The 16,634-nt window shown below is 53.9% G+C and carries 18 protein-coding genes; 10 read left to right on the forward strand and 8 right to left on the reverse strand.

Features of this window, described 5'->3' with window-relative positions:
• Positions 1-53: 53 nt before the first annotated feature.
• The 5 genes from bfr to lptF form a co-directional block, all read right to left on the reverse strand.
• Positions 54-539, reverse strand: coding sequence for a bacterioferritin (bfr, locus tag ACT3XD_RS05585; protein ID WP_192538059.1), 486 nt, complete (start codon positions 537-539; stop codon positions 54-56).
• 181 nt (positions 540-720) lie between these two features.
• Complete coding sequence (locus ACT3XD_RS05590; RefSeq protein WP_018918215.1) at positions 721-927, reverse strand: bacterioferritin-associated ferredoxin; 207 nt, start codon at positions 925-927, stop codon at positions 721-723.
• A gap of 181 nt (positions 928-1,108) precedes the next feature.
• Positions 1,109-1,558 carry an RDD family protein gene (locus tag ACT3XD_RS05595; RefSeq protein ID WP_192538060.1) on the reverse strand — a complete coding sequence of 150 codons (450 nt, stop codon included), beginning with the start codon at positions 1,556-1,558 and terminating at the stop codon, positions 1,109-1,111.
• Between the two features lie 29 nt (positions 1,559-1,587).
• Positions 1,588-2,667, reverse strand: a complete 1,080-nt coding sequence (lptG, locus tag ACT3XD_RS05600) for an LPS export ABC transporter permease LptG (RefSeq protein ID WP_225736149.1) — start codon at positions 2,665-2,667, stop codon at positions 1,588-1,590.
• Complete coding sequence (gene lptF, locus ACT3XD_RS05605) at positions 2,667-3,740, reverse strand: LPS export ABC transporter permease LptF (protein WP_192538061.1); 1,074 nt, start codon at positions 3,738-3,740, stop codon at positions 2,667-2,669. The genes lptG and lptF overlap by 1 nt, the downstream gene beginning before the upstream one ends.
• A gap of 122 nt (positions 3,741-3,862) precedes the next feature.
• On the opposite strand from lptF, the gene ACT3XD_RS05610 reads away from it, so the two are divergent.
• The 9 genes from ACT3XD_RS05610 to ACT3XD_RS05650 all read left to right on the forward strand — a co-directional run bounded on the left by ACT3XD_RS05610 (position 3,863) and on the right by ACT3XD_RS05650 (position 14,241).
• Positions 3,863-5,383, forward strand: coding sequence for a leucyl aminopeptidase (locus tag ACT3XD_RS05610; protein ID WP_192538062.1), 1,521 nt, complete (start codon positions 3,863-3,865; stop codon positions 5,381-5,383).
• Between the two features lie 152 nt (positions 5,384-5,535).
• On the forward strand, positions 5,536-6,645 hold the full coding sequence (locus ACT3XD_RS05615) for a branched-chain amino acid aminotransferase (RefSeq protein WP_192538063.1): 1,110 nt from the start codon (positions 5,536-5,538) through the stop codon (positions 6,643-6,645).
• Positions 6,646-6,754: 109 nt separating this feature from the next.
• The gene (locus ACT3XD_RS05620; protein ID WP_192538064.1) at positions 6,755-7,186 is read left to right on the forward strand and encodes a DNA polymerase III subunit chi; all 432 of its coding nucleotides are present in this window, start codon (positions 6,755-6,757) and stop codon (positions 7,184-7,186) included.
• Between the two features lie 81 nt (positions 7,187-7,267).
• A complete protein-coding gene (locus tag ACT3XD_RS05625; protein WP_192538065.1) occupies positions 7,268-8,305 on the forward strand; it encodes a PDDEXK nuclease domain-containing protein in 1,038 nt (345 codons plus the stop codon).
• A gap of 44 nt (positions 8,306-8,349) precedes the next feature.
• A complete protein-coding gene (locus tag ACT3XD_RS05630) occupies positions 8,350-9,540 on the forward strand; it encodes an MFS transporter (RefSeq protein ID WP_192538066.1) in 1,191 nt (396 codons plus the stop codon).
• Positions 9,541-9,603: 63 nt separating this feature from the next.
• Positions 9,604-12,450 (forward strand): valine--tRNA ligase, encoded by a 2,847-nt coding sequence (locus tag ACT3XD_RS05635; protein ID WP_192538067.1) that lies wholly within the window; start codon positions 9,604-9,606, stop codon positions 12,448-12,450.
• Between the two features lie 63 nt (positions 12,451-12,513).
• Positions 12,514-13,086: a zeta toxin family protein gene (locus ACT3XD_RS05640; protein WP_192538068.1), complete on the forward strand. Its 573-nt coding sequence runs from the start codon at positions 12,514-12,516 to the stop codon at positions 13,084-13,086.
• Positions 13,083-13,250 (forward strand): hypothetical protein, encoded by a 168-nt coding sequence (locus tag ACT3XD_RS05645; protein ID WP_192538118.1) that lies wholly within the window; start codon positions 13,083-13,085, stop codon positions 13,248-13,250. Before ACT3XD_RS05640 ends, ACT3XD_RS05645 begins: the two co-directional genes overlap by 4 nt.
• A 280-nt stretch (positions 13,251-13,530) precedes the next feature.
• Positions 13,531-14,241: a phosphatase PAP2 family protein gene (locus ACT3XD_RS05650; protein WP_192538069.1), complete on the forward strand. Its 711-nt coding sequence runs from the start codon at positions 13,531-13,533 to the stop codon at positions 14,239-14,241.
• Between the two features lie 110 nt (positions 14,242-14,351).
• Here ACT3XD_RS05650 and ACT3XD_RS05655 read toward each other — a convergent pair whose 3' ends face one another.
• Entirely contained in the window at positions 14,352-14,762 is a 411-nt protein-coding gene (locus ACT3XD_RS05655) for a transcriptional regulator (RefSeq protein ID WP_192538070.1), read from the reverse strand.
• A 146-nt stretch (positions 14,763-14,908) separates the two neighbouring features.
• Between ACT3XD_RS05655 and ACT3XD_RS05660 the strand changes: the two genes are divergently transcribed.
• Positions 14,909-15,349, forward strand: coding sequence for a hypothetical protein (locus ACT3XD_RS05660; protein WP_192538071.1), 441 nt, complete (start codon positions 14,909-14,911; stop codon positions 15,347-15,349).
• A 165-nt stretch (positions 15,350-15,514) separates the two neighbouring features.
• On the opposite strand, the gene ACT3XD_RS05665 is transcribed toward ACT3XD_RS05660, so the two are convergent.
• Positions 15,515-15,985, reverse strand: a complete 471-nt coding sequence (locus ACT3XD_RS05665) for an META domain-containing protein (RefSeq protein ID WP_192538072.1) — start codon at positions 15,983-15,985, stop codon at positions 15,515-15,517.
• Positions 15,986-15,996: 11 nt separating this feature from the next.
• Positions 15,997-16,437: a lactoylglutathione lyase gene (gene gloA / locus ACT3XD_RS05670; protein ID WP_192538073.1), complete on the reverse strand. Its 441-nt coding sequence runs from the start codon at positions 16,435-16,437 to the stop codon at positions 15,997-15,999.
• Between the last annotated feature and the right edge of the window lie 197 nt (positions 16,438-16,634).

Genomic DNA, 16,634 nt, shown 5'->3' on the forward strand with positions numbered 1-16,634 from the left:
AACACCCCCGACATCGTGTCGGAGGTGTTGTCTTTTCACGTCTTTAGCGTGGCTTACTCGTGGTCGCCCGCCAGCTGCATTTGGCGCAGCATGTAGTTCTGGATGCCAACCTGATCAATCAGCTTCAGCTCGGTTTCGATATGATCAATATGATCTTCTTCATCGGCGAGCAGGTCGCGCAGCAAATCACGTGATACGTAGTCTTTAACGCTTTCACAGTAGGTGATGGCTTCGATGTAGTCGTTGCGGCCGTCGTGCTCGATTCTAAGATCGCTTTCGAGCATCTCCTTGACGTTTTCACCGATATGTAGCTTGCCCAGATCCTGAAGATTAGGAATGCCTTCCAGGAACAAAATGCGTTCAATCAGCTTGTCAGCGTGCTGCATTTCTTCAATGGACTCGTCGTATTCCCACTTAGCCAGTGCCTTAAGCCCCCAATCCTTATACATTTTGGCATGCAAAAAGTACTGATTAATGGCAATAAGCTCGTTGCCCAATGCTTTGTTTAAATGCTGGATTACCTGGGGATCACCTTTCATGACGTCACCTTTCTCGCTGTAATGCTGATAGTTAATCTAACCAATCAAGCAGTTACGTTAATGAAGGAGTATAGGCCATGCAAAGGCATACTCCCAGTTTTCTGAGAGTATAGAGAAGATGAAGAAAAATTCAAATAAATCAGTTATTTGCTAACGATAACCCTAACAAGAGTGATTCGCGTCACACGGCGTAAGCGAGACTCATATCGGCTTCCATACGTGCTTCATAAAGCGCTTCTTTGGTAAGCGATTTGGCATAGCAGGCGCACTTGCCACACTGGGTGGCACAGCCGGTGGCTTCACGCACTTCTCGCCAGCTGCGCGCTCCATCGCTCACCTGCTGACGAATCTGATGATCGGTTACTCCCTTGCACACGCAAACGTACATGGCGACACCTCATAAATAACATGAGATGAATGTAAATGATTCGCATACATTTTATCAAGTAAAAAACTATGCCTTTTAGTAGTGATTGTCTTTCACTCAAAAAAACCTAAATCAACACAATTGCTTAGTAATTAGTTGCATAAGTTCTAATAAAAAATATTAGTGTTTAAGTGCCCATTTTTTAGTGATCAGGCACGAAAACAGTGCGCGTCTGGGAGGCTATATCTGGCCAGCTGCGTTGACGACTATCCAAAAGAACCCACCAATAGCCCAGGCCAAATAGCGCCAAAGAGAGCCAAGCGATCCCACAGCGTATAAGGCTCTGCCTAAGAGTAATAGTTTGGCCATCAATGGTTTGCACACGCAGACGCCACGCCTGCATGCCCAAGGTCATACCGGCGCACTGCCAAAAAAAACAGAAGAAACCAGTGGTAGAGAGAAGCAGTAAACCGCGCAGGCTCCAGACGGCCAAAGCAGAAGCCCCGACGGCTTCCACGGGTTGACTGAGTATCAGCCGGAAAAACGCTAGATGGATAATCGTAATAAGCAGCCAGAGGGCTAGCACTAATACACCATCATACGCCATGGCGCCCAGCCGGCGGCCCACCCCGGCTGACACTACGTTAGTCATTGAAACTTACGCTCGCCCTTAAAACTGCGCTAACCATTGCGGCGCAGGAAATAAATCCCCACGGCGGCACAGGCCAGGGTCGGCACCAGTACCGCCCATACCGGTGAAAATCCGAAAATCGTGGATGCAGGGGCCAGCAGATCCTGGATATATTTAAACGCAAGCCCGGTGACCACACCATAAAATACCCGCGTGCCCGCCGCCACGGTACGCAGCGGGCCAAATACAAACGAGGCGGCAATCAGGACCAGCGAGCCCATGGTGAGCGGCATAAGCATCTTTTGCCAGAAGTACAGCAGCGGCTGATCCGCGATTAGCCCCTGCGCCTGCAGATAGCGCGCATAGGCCCATAGCTCACTGGGTGCCTGGCTCTCGATATCACGCAGCAGGCGCTCGAGCTGTACAGGAGTAATATGCGTTTCCCAGAAGGCGCTGGCCTGGCTTTCAGACTCGGTATAATCATCGTAAATACGCGTGGTAGTCACATTTTCAAGCCGCCAGGCGCCCTCCTCCCAATGCGCGCGTGCGGCATGCGTGGCTTCAATCAATCGCCGCTCATCGAAGCGGTAGCGGGTTAAATCGAGCACCACTTCGTCGGCGCGAATCGCCCCGAACCGGTAAACGCTATCACCTTCAAACTGCCAGCCGCTGCGACTGGCGGGCTGGGCGCTTTCGCCCTGGCGCTGTTCAAGCTGCCACGCTTCGGCAAACTGCTCGGTGCGCGGGCTTACGAACTCGGCGATCAGCAGTACCACAACCACCACCAACAGCACCGGTTTCATTACGCCCCAGACAATACGCGCCAGCGAACGCCCAGAGGCGCGCATAACGGTAAGCTCATTGCTGGACGCCATGCTGCCCAAACCAATCAGCGCGCCGATCAGCACCGCCACCGGGGCATACTGATAAAAACGCCACGGTGTACGCATGAGTAAATAAAAGAACACGTCCAGTGCGGTGTAATTGCCTTGTACGTGGCGCAGGTCACCAATGTAGGCAAGCGTGATATCCAGCCCCAACAGCACGAACTGGACAACGATGATCGCCCCCAGTACGTTGCGGGCGATATACCGATCTAAACGATCCGCAACTATCAGCACATTCAGCATTAACGCATCCCCTTACGCTGAGAGCGCCATAAAAGCAGTAATCCCAGGCCTAAAAACAGTAAATGTACCGGCCAAACGCCGATTAGCGGCGTTAATGTGCCGCTCCCGATGGCATCCACCGCCGCGAGCAGCAAACTTAAATAGCCGACATACAAAAACACCGCGGGCAGCAACTTGGCAAACCGACCCTGGCGAGGGTTTACGCGGGAAAGCGGCTGGGCAAGCAAGGCCAATATAAACACCATGAACGGCAGCCCTGCACGCCACTGAAACTGCGCCTGAGCACGCGGACTGGGGTCGTGCCAAAGCGCTGCGGTAGTTGCGAACTCAAGCGAATCCAGCTCTTGGCGGCTACGGCTTAATCCCAGGCGCATCGTATAGCGTTCAAAGGTAAGTCGCTGCGCATCCATCTGACCGGGGGCCACGCCATAGCGCTCGCCATCTTCCAGCACCAAAAAGCGACTGCCCGTTTCAACTCGGGTTTCCTGATACCCCGACCCCGCCCGCGTTATAAAGCTATGCGGGTTTTCGGGCCCAGGCAGTTCGTGCACCAGGACTTCCTGCATTTCAGTACCGTCACTACTGAAATCAGTGATATACGCCGTACGACCACCGCCAAAATCCTGAAAGCGCCCAGGGGCCAGCACCGAGACATCCAGCCGGCTGCGCTGTTCTTCTAGCGTGGCTGCTGTTTGCAGTGCGCCGGCCGGGGTTAGCCACAGGCTACAGAGAGCGACCAATACCGCGACGATGGAGGCAGGCAATAGCGTGACCCGTAAAAGACGCAGCGGGCTCATGCCGCAGGCCACCATGACGGTAATTTCGCTGTTCATATAGAGCTGCCCATAGGCCAGCAGAATACCCAGGAAAAACGCCAGTGGGAGCACCAGCTCCATAAAGCCGGGCAGATGAAACATCATCAGGCTGCCCAGAATGGTGACCGGAAAATCACCCTCCGCTGCATCTGAAAAGTAGCGAATAAAACGGCTGCCCATAATGACCAGCAATAGAATACCGGCCACCGCGGACATGGTGAGTAACACTTCGCGAGTTAAGTACCGAAATAAAATCAACGCCCTCTCCGGCTAATCGTGCAGGATGCCATGCAATGCGCCCATGGCTTGGGTACACTAAACGAACACTCAGTACGGGGCATTATCCCGAATCCCTCGATGCTTGTCTTGTTGGAGACGTCATGGAATTTTCCGTTCAGACCGCCAATCCGGCTAAAGCCGAAACGGCTTGTCTCGTCATCCCCATTTTTAAAGGTAGCGACTTACTACCCACGGCCGCCAGATTAGATGATGCCAGCGAGCGTTTAATCGGCCAGTTGCTTGAGCGCGGCGACTTTGATCCAGCGCTTGGCAACGTGCAGATGATTCCGTTTGCACCGGGTCTTGGCGCAGAGCGGCTATTGTTAGTAGGCCTCGGCGAGCGCGAAAAGTGCCAGGAAGCGGCGTTTTTAAAAGCGCTGGATGCCGCCATGGCAGCGCTTACCAAACTGCCGGTGGATGAAGCCAGCATCGCATTTGACGATGTGCCGCTTGAAACCCGTGACAGCAACTGGAAAGCCCGCAAGGTACTGGAAGCGGCTGAGCGCGCCGTCTATCGCTTCGATCAGTTTAAGTCGCAGCCCGCACCTTTAGCGAGCCTTAAGGCATTAACGCTGATGGTGATCGAAGCGGGTGACGCTGAGCTTGCCAGCCAAGGGGCGCGCATTGGCGCCGCTATCGGCCAGGGCATCAACTACACGCGCACGCTGGGCAACCTGCCGGGCAATGTGTGCACGCCGCGCTACCTTGCCGAGCAGGCAGAGGAATTGGGCCGGACCTCCAACGGCGCGCTGGACGTCGAGATTCTCGATGAGGACGCACTGGAAGCGCTGGGCGCAGGCTCTTTGCTCTCGGTCGGTCGAGGCAGTAACGAACCTACTCGTCTGATCGTCATGAAGTACAACGGCGCGGCGGAGCGCGAAGAAGCGCCTCACGTTCTGGTAGGCAAAGGTATCACTTTCGATACCGGCGGCATTTCGCTGAAACCTGGCGAAGGCATGGACGAAATGAAATTCGACATGTGCGGCGCCGCCAGCGTATTTGGCACCGTCAAGACGATGCTCGCCATCAAGCCCAAGCTCAACCTGGTGTTTATCGTCGCTGCCGCCGAGAACATGCCGGACGGCCTGGCCACCAAGCCCGGCGATATCATCAAAACGCTTAAAGGCCTGACGGTTGAAGTACTCAATACCGATGCCGAAGGCCGCCTGGTACTTTGCGACGCGCTGACGTATGCCGAGCGCTTCAAGCCGGCAAGCGTTGTGGATATTGCCACGCTTACTGGTGCTGTCATTGTGGGGCTGGGCCATCACGCGACCGGCCTGCTGTCCAATGATGACGACCTGGCGCTCGATTTGCTGGAAGCCGGCGAAGCTGCCTGGGACCGCGCCTGGCACCTGCCCTTATGGGATGAGTACCAGGAGCAGCTGGAATCCAACTTTGCCGACTTGGCCAATATCGGCGGGCGCCCGGCGGGTACGATTACCGCGGCGTGCTTTTTGTCGCGTTTTGCCGATCACTTCCCCTGGGCTCATCTGGATATCGCCGGTACGGCTTGGCATTCAGGCAAACAGAAAGGCGCGACCGGGCGCCCGGTGGGCCTGCTTTCCCAGTACCTGCTGGACCGTGAAGCCGACGCCCAGGTCGAAACCAGCGCCAACTAATCGCACGATTGCGCGCTCAATGGTTGCCTTTGAGTGCCACAACCGTTAAATCTGGAAGCATGAGCGTGTGCCCTACCGTTTATGGCATGCGCTACTTCTAACGACACGCTTATTCGCCCTTCGGGGCCTGGCTCTAGCGGAGAAAACACGCCGTGCCCACTAGTTCTACGACTCGTTTTGAAATCCTGCCGTCCAATCAGCCGACGGCCGATAGTATCCGTGACAACATCCTGACCAACCCAGGGTTTGGCAAGTACTTCACCGACCATATGGTCAATGTCCGCTGGACGGTTGATGCCGATTGGCACGGCCACCAGGTGCGCCCTTACGGCCCGCTAACGCTCGACCCGGCCGCCTCCGTGCTGCATTACGGTCAGGAAATTTTTGAAGGCATCAAAGCCTATCGTCATGCCGACGGTTCGGTCTGGACCTTCCGCCCTGAGAAAAACGCCGAGCGTTTCCGCCGCAGCGCCCGCCGTTTAGCCTTGCCTGAGCTAGCGGATGAGGATTTCATCGGTTCGATCAAGGCGCTGCTGGCCCAGGACCATAGCTGGGTACCCACGCCGCAAAGCGATGCTGACGAGTGCAGCCTGTATCTTCGCCCGTTCATGATCGCCTCGGAAGCCTTTCTGGGCGTGCGCCCGGCTCACGAAGTGGACTACTACGTAATCGCATCCCCGGCGGCGTCCTACTTCAAGGGCGGCATCAGCCCGGTGTCCATCTGGCTCTCTTCCCACTACAAGCGGGCAGCTGCAGGCGGCACCGGCTTTGCCAAGTGTGGCGGCAACTACGCGGCATCACTGGCCGCCCAGAAGGAAGCCGAATCTCACGGCTGTGGTCAGGTAGTGTTTCTGGACGCTGCGGAAAGCAAGTGGATCGAGGAACTGGGTGGCATGAACCTGTTTTTCGTGTTCAAGGATGGCCGCCTGGTCACCCCGCGCCTGACGGATACCATTCTGGAAGGCGTGACCCGCAACTCGGTGCTCACCCTTGCCAAAGACATGGGTCTGACCCCGGAAGAGCGCCCGATCAGTATTGATGAGTGGCGTGACGGCGCGGCTTCCGGCGAGATCACCGAAGTGTTCGCCTGTGGCACCGCCGCGGTCATCACGCCGGTAGGCGAGCTGGTCACGGAAAACGAGCGCATTCGCCTGAACGGCGACGGTGGTAACGACGTCGCCATGCGCATTCGCAAGACGCTTCTGGATATCCAGTACGGCCGCAGTGAAGACAAACACGGCTGGCTTACCCAACTGGTGTAATGTCTCCCCCGCCGCCGCCAGCAATGGCGGCGGTGATGACATTCATTTGGAATGGCTTTGAAGCGCTTTTAAAGCCTTTTCAGAGAGCTTGGCAAACGCTGGAGCCGCTATGGCGCGCATCGATTTTTATATTCTCCCTGATACCACTTTAGAAGCGCGCTTGGCATTCGCCTGCAAGCTGGCCGAAACCATTTGGCGCAAAGGCTACCGCCTGCACCTTCACTGCGAAGACAAGGCCCTTGCCGAACAGGCGGACGCAGCCCTGTGGAATTTTCGTGAGGACGCCTACCTGCCCCACGCGCTTGAAGACAGCGAGATGGCGGCCAGCGTGCCGATAACGCTGGGTTGGCAGACACTGCCCACGCCCAAAGAAGAAACCGCGCTCCTCAATCTGCATCCCGATATTCCTGACGGCGTTGAACGCTATGCGCGCATCGCCGAAATTATCAATCAGCATCAACACGTTCTGGTCGCCAAGCGCGCCTGCTGGCAGCGTTATAAAGAGCTTGGGCATGAAGTGGTGCCGCATAAGCTTGGGTAATGGCCAGAGCAATCAGCGAAGCGCCCAATCAAACCCCGAAGAGCATAATTCAGGTCTTGTTGATCGAAAGGACCAAACGATATGAACCAGCCTTCAACTCAGGATTCAACACTCCTGCCTGAGCTACGCCAATTAATCGACGTAGCAAGGGAGCAGGCAGCAATTGCCGTCAATGCTGAATTAACGCTTCTCTATTGGCAATTAGGCGACCGCATTCATCGGGAAGTTCTGAGGCAAGAGCGGGCCGGTTATGGTGAGCAAATTGTCTCTTCACTGGGGAGACAATTAACGAGTGAGTACGGCCGAGGATTTTCGGCAAAGAATCTACGCCATATGATCCGCTTCGCCGAGACATTTCCTGAAGAGGAGAAAGTCTCCGCACTGCGGAGACAGTTAAGCTGGACCCATATAAAAAGCCTGATTTATCTCGACGATTCGCTCAAGCGCGATTTTTATATCGAGCTATCTCAGCTTGAAGGCTGGTCGTCTCGTCAGTTACAGCAGCGCATCCAGTCAATGTTATTTGAGCGAACCGCTATTTCCCGCAAGCCAGATGAAACCATTCATCATGAGTTACAAAATCTGCGTAACGCTGGTCAGCCCTCACCACAGCTACTGTTGAAAGATCCTTATGTGCTGGATTTTCTCGGCTTAAATGATCGTTACCTGGAGCGAGATCTGGAAGACGCTATCCTTCGCGAGATTGAGCAATTTCTGCTGGAGTTGGGTGCAGGGTTTACGTTTGTGGCGCGCCAAAAGCGCATTCAGATTGATGACGAGGATTTCTACATTGATTTGCTGTTTTACAACCGCAAGCTTAAGCGGCTGGTAGCGATCGATCTTAAACTGGGGCGTTTCAAGGCTGAATTTAAAGGCCAGATGGAGCTTTATCTGCGCTGGCTAGCTAAACATGAGCAAGAAGACGATGAAAATCCGCCGCTAGGAATAATTCTCTGTGCCGGTAAGCAACAGGAACAGATTGAACTGCTGGAGCTGGATAACAGCGGCATTCACGTGGCGGAATATCTGACCGTCCTACCATCCCGCGAGGCCTTGCAGGCCAAACTGCATCAATCTATTGAAAGCGCTCGAGCTCGCTTATCGAGCGAACAGGCGTAGTTCTCTTTGGATACTCAACAATAACTCAACGCACGAGAGCACTAATGCTGACCTCCTCATGGCTAACCCGCTATCCACTGGCAGTTATCGTCCTCGCCCAGCTGTTTGGCACCTCGCTGTGGTTCAGTGTTAATGGCGTTGGTTTGGCATTGCAGGAGGCAGTGGGTCTTAGTGAAGGTGATCTTGGCTTACTGACCATCGCGGTGCAGGCCGGGTTTATCACCGGCACGCTGTTAATCGCCATTACCGGCCTTGCCGACCGCATGCGAGCAAGTCATCTGTTTGCGCTGTCAGCGGTGCTCGGTGCACTTATCAACGCAGCGTTTATTGGCGTTGCCGACAGCATAACGCTGGCGGCAGTGGCACGCTTTGCCACCGGCCTATGCCTGGCAGGCATCTACCCGTTGGGCATGAAGCTGGTGGTGAGTTGGACGCCTTCGCATGCGGGCGCGGCTCTGGGCTGGCTGGTCGGCATGTTAACGCTGGGCATCGCCTCTCCTCACTTACTGCGCGGTTTAACGCTGCATCTTCCCTGGCAGTGGCCGCTGCTGCTGGCATCTCTTTTGGCGCTGGTGGCCGCGTATATGATTTTCCGTTTGGGCGTTGGCCCCCACCTGCCGGCCAAGGCGAGTACCGGCCGCCCGTGGGCTGGGCTTAACGCCTTCAAGCAGCGCCAGTTTCGTAAAGCCGCCCTGGGTTATTTCGGTCATTGCTGGGAGCTTTATGCGTTCTGGGCGCTGGTGCCCTTTTTGGTTAGCCGTGAGCTTGAGCGGCTCAGTGCGTCAGCAAGCCTTCAGCCGTGGCTAAGCTTTGCCATTATTGCCCTTGGCCTGCCTGGCTGCGTGTGGGCTGGCCGGTGGAGCCGGAAAGCAGGCAGCGCCCACGTTGCGTCTTTGGCGCTATTAACCTCGGGCGTACTTTGCCTGGTTTACCCTCTATTGGGCAGCCTTTCTCCTTGGCTCCTTCTGGCGCTGCTGGGCATTTGGGGCGTTAGCGTGATAGCCGATTCAGCGCAGTTTTCGGCGCTGGCATCGGACCATGCGCCCGCCGAGCGGCTGGGTGCAGCCTTGGCCATGATGAACGCTATCGGCTTTGGTTTGACCATTCCTTCAATTGCCTTGGTAACCACACTTTGGGCAAGCCAGAGCGTGGCGGTTATCTGGTGGCTATTGCCAGGCCCTGTGTTGGGTTTAATCGCGATGCGTGGGTTAAATCTCCCCTCGGCAAAGGCCTGACGCTCTGCCCCTTATCGCGCTATACTTGTCACCATTTTTTTGCACGTTGTGAGCCGACTCCCCATGGAAAAGACCTACCAACCCGAACAGATTGAAACCCGCTGGTACGAACGCTGGGAAGCCGACAACCGCTTCGCCCCGACGGGCCACGGTAAGCCGTTCTCAATTATGATTCCGCCGCCCAACGTGACCGGCAGTCTGCACATGGGCCACGCGTTCCAGGACACCATTATGGACACCCTGACGCGCTGGAAGCGTATGCAGGGCAATAACACGCTATGGCAGGTAGGCACCGACCATGCGGGTATCGCCACGCAAATGCTGGTTGAGCGCAAACTCGCTGCCGAAGAGGGCAAGACTCGCCACGATCTGGGCCGCGAAGCGTTTATCGATAAAGTCTGGGAATGGAAGGAAGAGTCGGGCGGACACATTACCCGCCAGCTGCGCCGCATGGGCGCGAGTGTCGACTGGAGCCGCGAGCGCTTCACCATGGACGACGGCTTCTACAAAGCCGTTCAGGAAGTCTTCGTGCGTCTGCACGAAGAAAAGCTGATCTATCGCGGCAAACGGCTGGTCAACTGGGACCCGACCCTGCACACGGCAATTTCCGATCTGGAAGTGGAAAACAAGGAGCAGCAGGGCAGCTTCTGGCACTTCCGCTATCCGCTGGCCGACGGGGTTAAAACCGACGATGGCAAAGACTATCTGATCGTAGCCACCACCCGCCCGGAAACCCTATTGGGTGATACCGGCGTCGCGGTCAACCCGGAAGATGCGCGTTATGCCTCGCTGGTCGGCAAGTTTATTGAACTACCGCTGGTAGGTCGGCGTATTCCTATCGTGGCCGACGAGCACGCGGTAATGGAAAAAGGCTCGGGCTGTGTAAAAATCACCCCAGCGCATGATTTCAACGACTACGAGGTCGGCAAACGCCAAAACCACCTGCTGATTAGCGTCTTCTCAAAAGATGCCACGATTCTTGAGCAGGCGGAAATCTTCAACCTCAAAGGCCAGCCGCAGCCTGAAGAAGACGCCAGCCTGCCCGCCAAGTATGCAGGTCTTGATCGTTTTGAGGCGCGTAAGCAGATCGTGGCCGATATGGATGCGCTTGGCCTACTGGAGCAGGTGGAAGCCGTTAATAACACCCTGCCCTATGGCGACCGCTCGGGTGATGTGATCGAGCCGCTGTTAACCGATCAGTGGTTTGTGGCCGTTGAGTCGCTGGCCAAACCGGCCATTAAAGCGGTTGAGGATTGCGAGATCCAGTTCGTACCTAAAAACTACGAAAATATGTACTTTGCCTGGATGCGCGACCTGCAGGACTGGTGTATTTCTCGCCAGCTGTGGTGGGGTCACCGCATTCCTGCCTGGTATGACGCCGAAGGTAACGTCTACGTTGCACGTAGCGAAGCCGAAGCGCGTGAGAAGCACGGTCTGGATGCCGATCTGGTACTAACTCAGGACGAAGACGTTCTGGATACCTGGTTCAGCTCGGGCCTGTGGACGTTTGGTACGCTTGGCTGGCCGGAAAAAACCCCGGAGCTTGAAACCTTCCACCCCACCAGCGTTCTTGTAACGGGCTTTGACATTATCTTCTTCTGGGTTGCCCGGATGATTATGATGACTCTGAAGTTCACTGGCCAAGTGCCCTTCAAGACCGTGTATGTCCACGGCCTGGTGCGCGACGGCCAGGGCCAGAAGATGTCCAAATCCAAGGGCAACGTACTCGACCCGATCGACCTTATCGACGGCATTACGCTGGACGCGCTGCTTGAAAAGCGCACCGGCAATATGATGCAGCCGAAACAGGCCAAGGCGATTGCCAAAGCGACCAAGGACGAATTTAAAGACGGTATCGAAGCCCACGGCACCGATGCGCTGCGCTTTACCTTCCTTTCCCAGGCCACTACCGGGCGCGATATCAAGTTTGATATGAATCGTCTGGATGGCTATCGCAACTTCTGCAACAAGCTGTGGAACGCCTCGCGCTACGTGCTGATGAATGCTGAAGGTGAAGACTGCGGCAGCGATGGCAGTGAAGTAGAGCTTTCCCTGGCGGATCGCTGGATTATTTCTCAGCTGCAGAAAGTTGAAGCCCAAGTGACCAAGGCAATGGACGAGTACCGCTTCGACCATGCCTCTCAAGCGCTGTATGAATTCGTCTGGAACGAGTACTGCGACTGGTATCTGGAGCTTTCCAAGCCGGTGCTATGGGACGAAAATGCGTCTGCCGAAGCCAAGCGCGGTACTCGGCGCACCCTGGTGCGGGTACTGGAAACCACACTGCGGCTGGCCCATCCGATGATGCCCTATATCTCAGAAGAAATTTGGCAGCGCGTTTCACCGCTTGCTGGGATCTTTATGGGTGACAACGCCTCGCTGATGCTGCAGGCCTGGCCCGAAGCTGATCATAGCAAAATCGATGAGCAGGCTACCCGGGATATCGAGTGGCTAAAAGGCGTGATCATCGCCGTGCGTAACATTCGTGCTGAGATGAATATCGCCCCCGGCAAGCCGCTGGATGCACTGCTGACCAAGGGACAGCCGGAAGACGCCAAGCGCCTGGAAAGCAACCGTCACTTCCTGGCCAAGCTTGCCAAGCTTGAAAGCGTCACCTGGCTTGAAAACCCCAACGATGCTCCGCTTTCAGCAACGCAGCTGGTCGGCGATATGGAAGTGCTGGTGCCGATGGCCGACCTGATCGACAAAGACACCGAGCTTGCCCGCTTGAATAAAGAGATCGACAAGCAGGACAAGCTGATCGGCGGCATCGAGAAGAAGCTTTCCAATGAAGGCTTCACCGCCAAGGCACCAGCCGCCGTGATCGAAAAAGAGCGCGGGAAGCTTGCCGAGTTCCAGGCTGCTAAAAAGCTGCTTCAAGAGCAGAAGGTTAAGATTGAAGCGCTGTAGACTGATTAGTCACTGATATAACAGTCGGCACCGAACGGTGTCGACTGTATTTGGAGTTTGCATATGCCAACTTGCTGGATTATTGCAGGTCCAAACGGTGCGGGTAAAACAACGTTTGCCTTTGAGTATCTGCCTCAGGTCGCCACCGGCTCTCGTTTCGTCAATGCTGACCTTATTGCTGCGGGTCTATCGCCGTTTGCTCCAGAAAAAGAGCTAATGGCCGCGAGCCGCTTATTTTTGAAAGAAATTAATGAGTGTGTTAAAGCAGAAGATGACTTTGCCTTCGAAACCACGCTTTCAGGCATCACGTATCTTCAAAAAATTGACCAGCTGCGTAGCAGTGGGTGGCGAGTGGTGCTGTTTTATTTAGCGCTACCCAGTGCTGAGATGTCTCGCCTGCGGGTTGCTGAGCGGGTTTCACACGGTGGGCATAACATTCCCAAAAGGGATATAGAACGGCGCTTTCCTCGTAGCCTCTCAAATTTACTCATGCGCTATAGCTACGCTGTCGATGAATGCCTGTGTTTTATGAATAGCGGTATGGAGCCAGAACCAATATTCGAACAGCAAGGTCAAACGCGACAGATTATTCATCATGAGTATTACCAAAATATTCTGGAGGTAGCCACATCGTGAATACCGAGCAAAGCACTCCTTCTCCCTTTGCCCAGCAAGCTCTTGAAGCAATGAAACAGGCCGTGCATAAGGAAATGGATCGTAAAAAGCGGTTAGGCCATTATGCGGTTATTTGGAAAGACGGTAAGCCGGTCAAGATTGGAGAAGATATTTCCGAGCGTTAACAATGCTTGATGCCAACTGCGCTGCAGCTAAAAAGCTGCTTCAAGAGCAGAAGGTTAAGATTGAAGCGCTGTAGGCCACAGGCCTAGCCATATACGGCATTAAGCGCCCGGCTCCTTACGGAGGCCGGGCGTTTTTTATGCATGGCCGTGATGTCGATCACATGAGCCGGAGAGCCACGCTGCTCAAATCATCCACTAGTTATGAAACACTGTTAATTAACAGGCTAATTAATTAAACTGGCACTTATCAATGTAAAAATCATCCAGTGAGTGCCGTACTATGCAAATTCGCCGAATTCTATTTTATAACCTATTGGGACTCGCTCTGATCCTGAGCTGGTGGCTACCCTCGGTTCTGTTATGGACCAAGCTTGATGACGATGTGTTTTTCTTCTTCAACCAGTTTATCAGCCCGGTGTACCCGCGCTGGACAGAAGTGCTGGCCCTGTTCAATACCCACGCCTTCGACAAGATCATGTTTGGAGTGCTGTTGGTAATGCTGTTTTTTGCCATGCTGCGAGACCGCAACGGCAGCTGGCCGAAGTGGCTGGCGATTGGTCTGATCATGTCAGCGGTGGGCGCGTTACTTGGCGAGCTTTTGCATGTACACCTGTTGATGGCGCGTCCCAGCCCGACAATCGTGCATGATGGGGCTAATCTACTCACCGATTACACTTACCTGAATGCCAAGGCTACCGCAGCCAACAGCTTCCCCAGTGATCACGGTCTGCTGGCCATGGTGTTTGCAAGCTTTATGCTGCGCTTCGCCGACCGCTTGATTGCCTCATTAGCCGTGGCAATTGCCGTGTTTGTTACTTTGCCGCGAATTATGGTGGGTGGCCATTGGGTCAGCGATGTCTACTTTGGTGCACTGGCCATCGCGCTGGTCGTGCTTCCCTGGGTTTTATGCAATATACACATTACTCGCCTGATTGAGCGCATGGCTGCTTTTTTCGATAACGCTTTACATAAGCTACAGCGCCATTCTTAAGCTAAGTGACTTAGACGCAATACAAAAACCCTCATGCCCGCTTACGCGGGCATGAGGGTTATTTCCAGATTAGCGGCGCCAAACAATTTACATATTTTAAAAGAGTTGCTTTATATATCATCAATCTTATCGAATGAATATGCCTTGGCAAACGTTTCTAATACCTTGCGTAAAACTTTACGCTGGTCAATGGGCAAACTGCGGTAAAGCGATAATATCTGATGCTCTTCATTATTAGACGATGCTTCAAAGGCAATAATAGGTTTCGTAACATTACGGATACTACCTTCCCCGTAACGTAAATAATGGGGGTCAATGCATAGCCACTTTGCCAATAGCTGTAGCTTATCTTGACTGGGAACCGAATCGCCACGCAGCCATCTTCTTACTGCCTGAAAAGTGATAGGTTTTCCCCAATAACGTAAATTGAATTCCCTTTCAAGCGTTGACGGACGGATATCATAACCAGCTGATTCCATCGCTAATTTTAAACGCTTCGCAAACATAATTTTTTCATTCATGCCTCCAATGTGAATTGATTATTCAACACCAGCTGAATAGCAGTTCACTTTTTGATTGAATCGATAATTCAATTTAAAATTTCGCATCACAATGTCAGCTTCGCGGGGTTGGATATAGCGAGACTTGGTGCCGCTGGAGGCCCACCATGAGTAAAATATTTTACTTACACAATCGACGTTTAGTTGGTCAGCACAGCCAAAGTTTTTTGCTCTTATCAGCTTCCAGCCACGCCGAACTTTATGAGCAATTAGCTAAAACGCTTTATTACATGCTAGTAGAGAAAAGCAGCCCGGTCGTTATCTATCAGCGCTTGCCAACCGATGAGCTGCATCTGGTTTACGCCTTTCCATTTGAAAACATGCCTGAGGCGCACAGGCGAATATGCTCCACTGCGGAGTTTTTCAGCTCGCCGCTCAACTATCATGTGTTAAAAGACAAATATGAGGTATTGGGATACGTTGGACACTCGCCATCCACTTGTACAGGAGTAACACGCGAGATTGAGGCATTAATCGATATTGCTACACACCAATGGCGCCTGTTAAACGCTCAACAGATGGCGAGCAGCAGACAAGGCGAAGAGTAACTCAAACACCGATCAGCCATAATATTCAATAACTTACAGACATTTATTGGAAAGCGGAGCAGTATTTCACCTTTACAGACGGTCAGCGTATAAACATGGGCCTGCCGACATTTCGCTGGCGTTGACCATCGAATATCGGCAGGCCCAATAAAGGATTGAGAGGCTTTATTTACCTTCGCGCCAGCCACCCAGTACGCGACTGTCCGGACCAAAAAAGACCAAGCGGTCGTGATCGATCAGGTAGCGGTAAGCAGTATCCAGCATGTCTGTTACCCGCTTGGCATCCGCCATATTCGGACAGGCCATGCGTGTAGTGGCAAGCCCTTCAAAGTCGATGCGATGGCTCTCGCCAAGGCTTACGTTGCCGGTAAAGCGGTTGCAGCCGTCAGAGCCTGCCACTTTCCCATCCTTCGAGATCGTAAAAAACGGCGTTTCTGCAAACGATAGCCGCTCATCGGTACCTACCAGCAGCAGATTCCAGCGCTGGTCCACTATCGGGCCTGACAAGCCTGTGTGGCGCGGCGTGTCGTTGAGCTGTGGTTCGTCCGGCGTGCTGCTGCATGCGCTGAGCAATACAGCGGTCAGGGCTAGAAACGGCAGCAGGCAGACTCGGGCGCGGTGTTTTTTCATGAGCATGTTCTATTCCCTTACCAACTGCCGCTGTTTTCCATGGAGGCCCAGGGCTCTTGAGGTGTGAGAGCGTCGCCTTTTTGCAAAAGCTCGATGGAGATACCGTCAGGTGATTTTACAAACGCCATATGGCCGTCGCGCGGCGGGCGGTTTACGGTGACGCCGTTATCCTGAAATTTCTGGCAGAGTGCGTAAATGTCATCCACACGGTAAGCCAGGTGACCAAAGTTGCGCCCGCCCGTGTACTCTTCCGGGTCCCAGTTATAGGTCAGCTCAAGCTCAGGCGCGGTTAACTGCGCTGAACGCTCTTCATCTTCTGGGGCGGCAAGGAATACCAGCGTGAAGCGGCCTTTTTCGTTCTCTTTACGACGCACTTCTTTAAGGCCCAGCAGATCACAGTAAAACCGAAGTGAGGCGTCTAAATCTTTAACACGCACCATGGTGTGTAAATATTGCATGCTTTAACTCCTTTCGTGATAACGGTCCAGTGTACTCGTTGCTGCATAACGCAGATATGATGATTGCGCAGCCAGCCTGCTAACGCCATAGGCAGCGTTTCTCAAGCAGTATAAACGCAGAATCTCTTGACAAAAATGTGACACCCAGCAATCAACCCAATAACTCTGTACAATAAATAACTGCAAACCATATTAAC

The organism is Halomonas sp. AOP7-B1-5 (genome assembly GCF_052353045.1).
In the GTDB taxonomy this organism is placed as follows: domain Bacteria; phylum Pseudomonadota; class Gammaproteobacteria; order Pseudomonadales; family Halomonadaceae; genus Vreelandella; species Vreelandella colorata.

Coding starts and splice junctions, on each gene's coding strand:
- ACT3XD_RS05625 (WP_192538065.1), top strand. CDS start 7,268: ATGAACCAGCCTTCAACTCAGGATTCAACACTCCTGCCTGAGCTACGC.
- ACT3XD_RS05640 (WP_192538068.1), top strand. CDS start 12,514: ATGCCAACTTGCTGGATTATTGCAGGTCCAAACGGTGCGGGTAAAACA.
- gloA (WP_192538073.1), bottom strand. CDS start 16,437: ATGCAATATTTACACACCATGGTGCGTGTTAAAGATTTAGACGCCTCA.
- ACT3XD_RS05595 (WP_192538060.1), bottom strand. CDS start 1,558: ATGACTAACGTAGTGTCAGCCGGGGTGGGCCGCCGGCTGGGCGCCATG.
- ACT3XD_RS05650 (WP_192538069.1), top strand. CDS start 13,531: ATGCAAATTCGCCGAATTCTATTTTATAACCTATTGGGACTCGCTCTG.
- ACT3XD_RS05620 (WP_192538064.1), top strand. CDS start 6,755: ATGGCGCGCATCGATTTTTATATTCTCCCTGATACCACTTTAGAAGCG.
- ACT3XD_RS05630 (WP_192538066.1), top strand. CDS start 8,350: ATGCTGACCTCCTCATGGCTAACCCGCTATCCACTGGCAGTTATCGTC.
- ACT3XD_RS05660 (WP_192538071.1), top strand. CDS start 14,909: ATGAGTAAAATATTTTACTTACACAATCGACGTTTAGTTGGTCAGCAC.
- ACT3XD_RS05665 (WP_192538072.1), bottom strand. CDS start 15,985: ATGCTCATGAAAAAACACCGCGCCCGAGTCTGCCTGCTGCCGTTTCTA.
- ACT3XD_RS05635 (WP_192538067.1), top strand. CDS start 9,604: ATGGAAAAGACCTACCAACCCGAACAGATTGAAACCCGCTGGTACGAA.
- bfr (WP_192538059.1), bottom strand. CDS start 539: ATGAAAGGTGATCCCCAGGTAATCCAGCATTTAAACAAAGCATTGGGC.
- ACT3XD_RS05655 (WP_192538070.1), bottom strand. CDS start 14,762: ATGAATGAAAAAATTATGTTTGCGAAGCGTTTAAAATTAGCGATGGAA.
- lptG (WP_225736149.1), bottom strand. CDS start 2,667: ATGCTGAATGTGCTGATAGTTGCGGATCGTTTAGATCGGTATATCGCC.
- ACT3XD_RS05610 (WP_192538062.1), top strand. CDS start 3,863: ATGGAATTTTCCGTTCAGACCGCCAATCCGGCTAAAGCCGAAACGGCT.
- ACT3XD_RS05590 (WP_018918215.1), bottom strand. CDS start 927: ATGTACGTTTGCGTGTGCAAGGGAGTAACCGATCATCAGATTCGTCAG.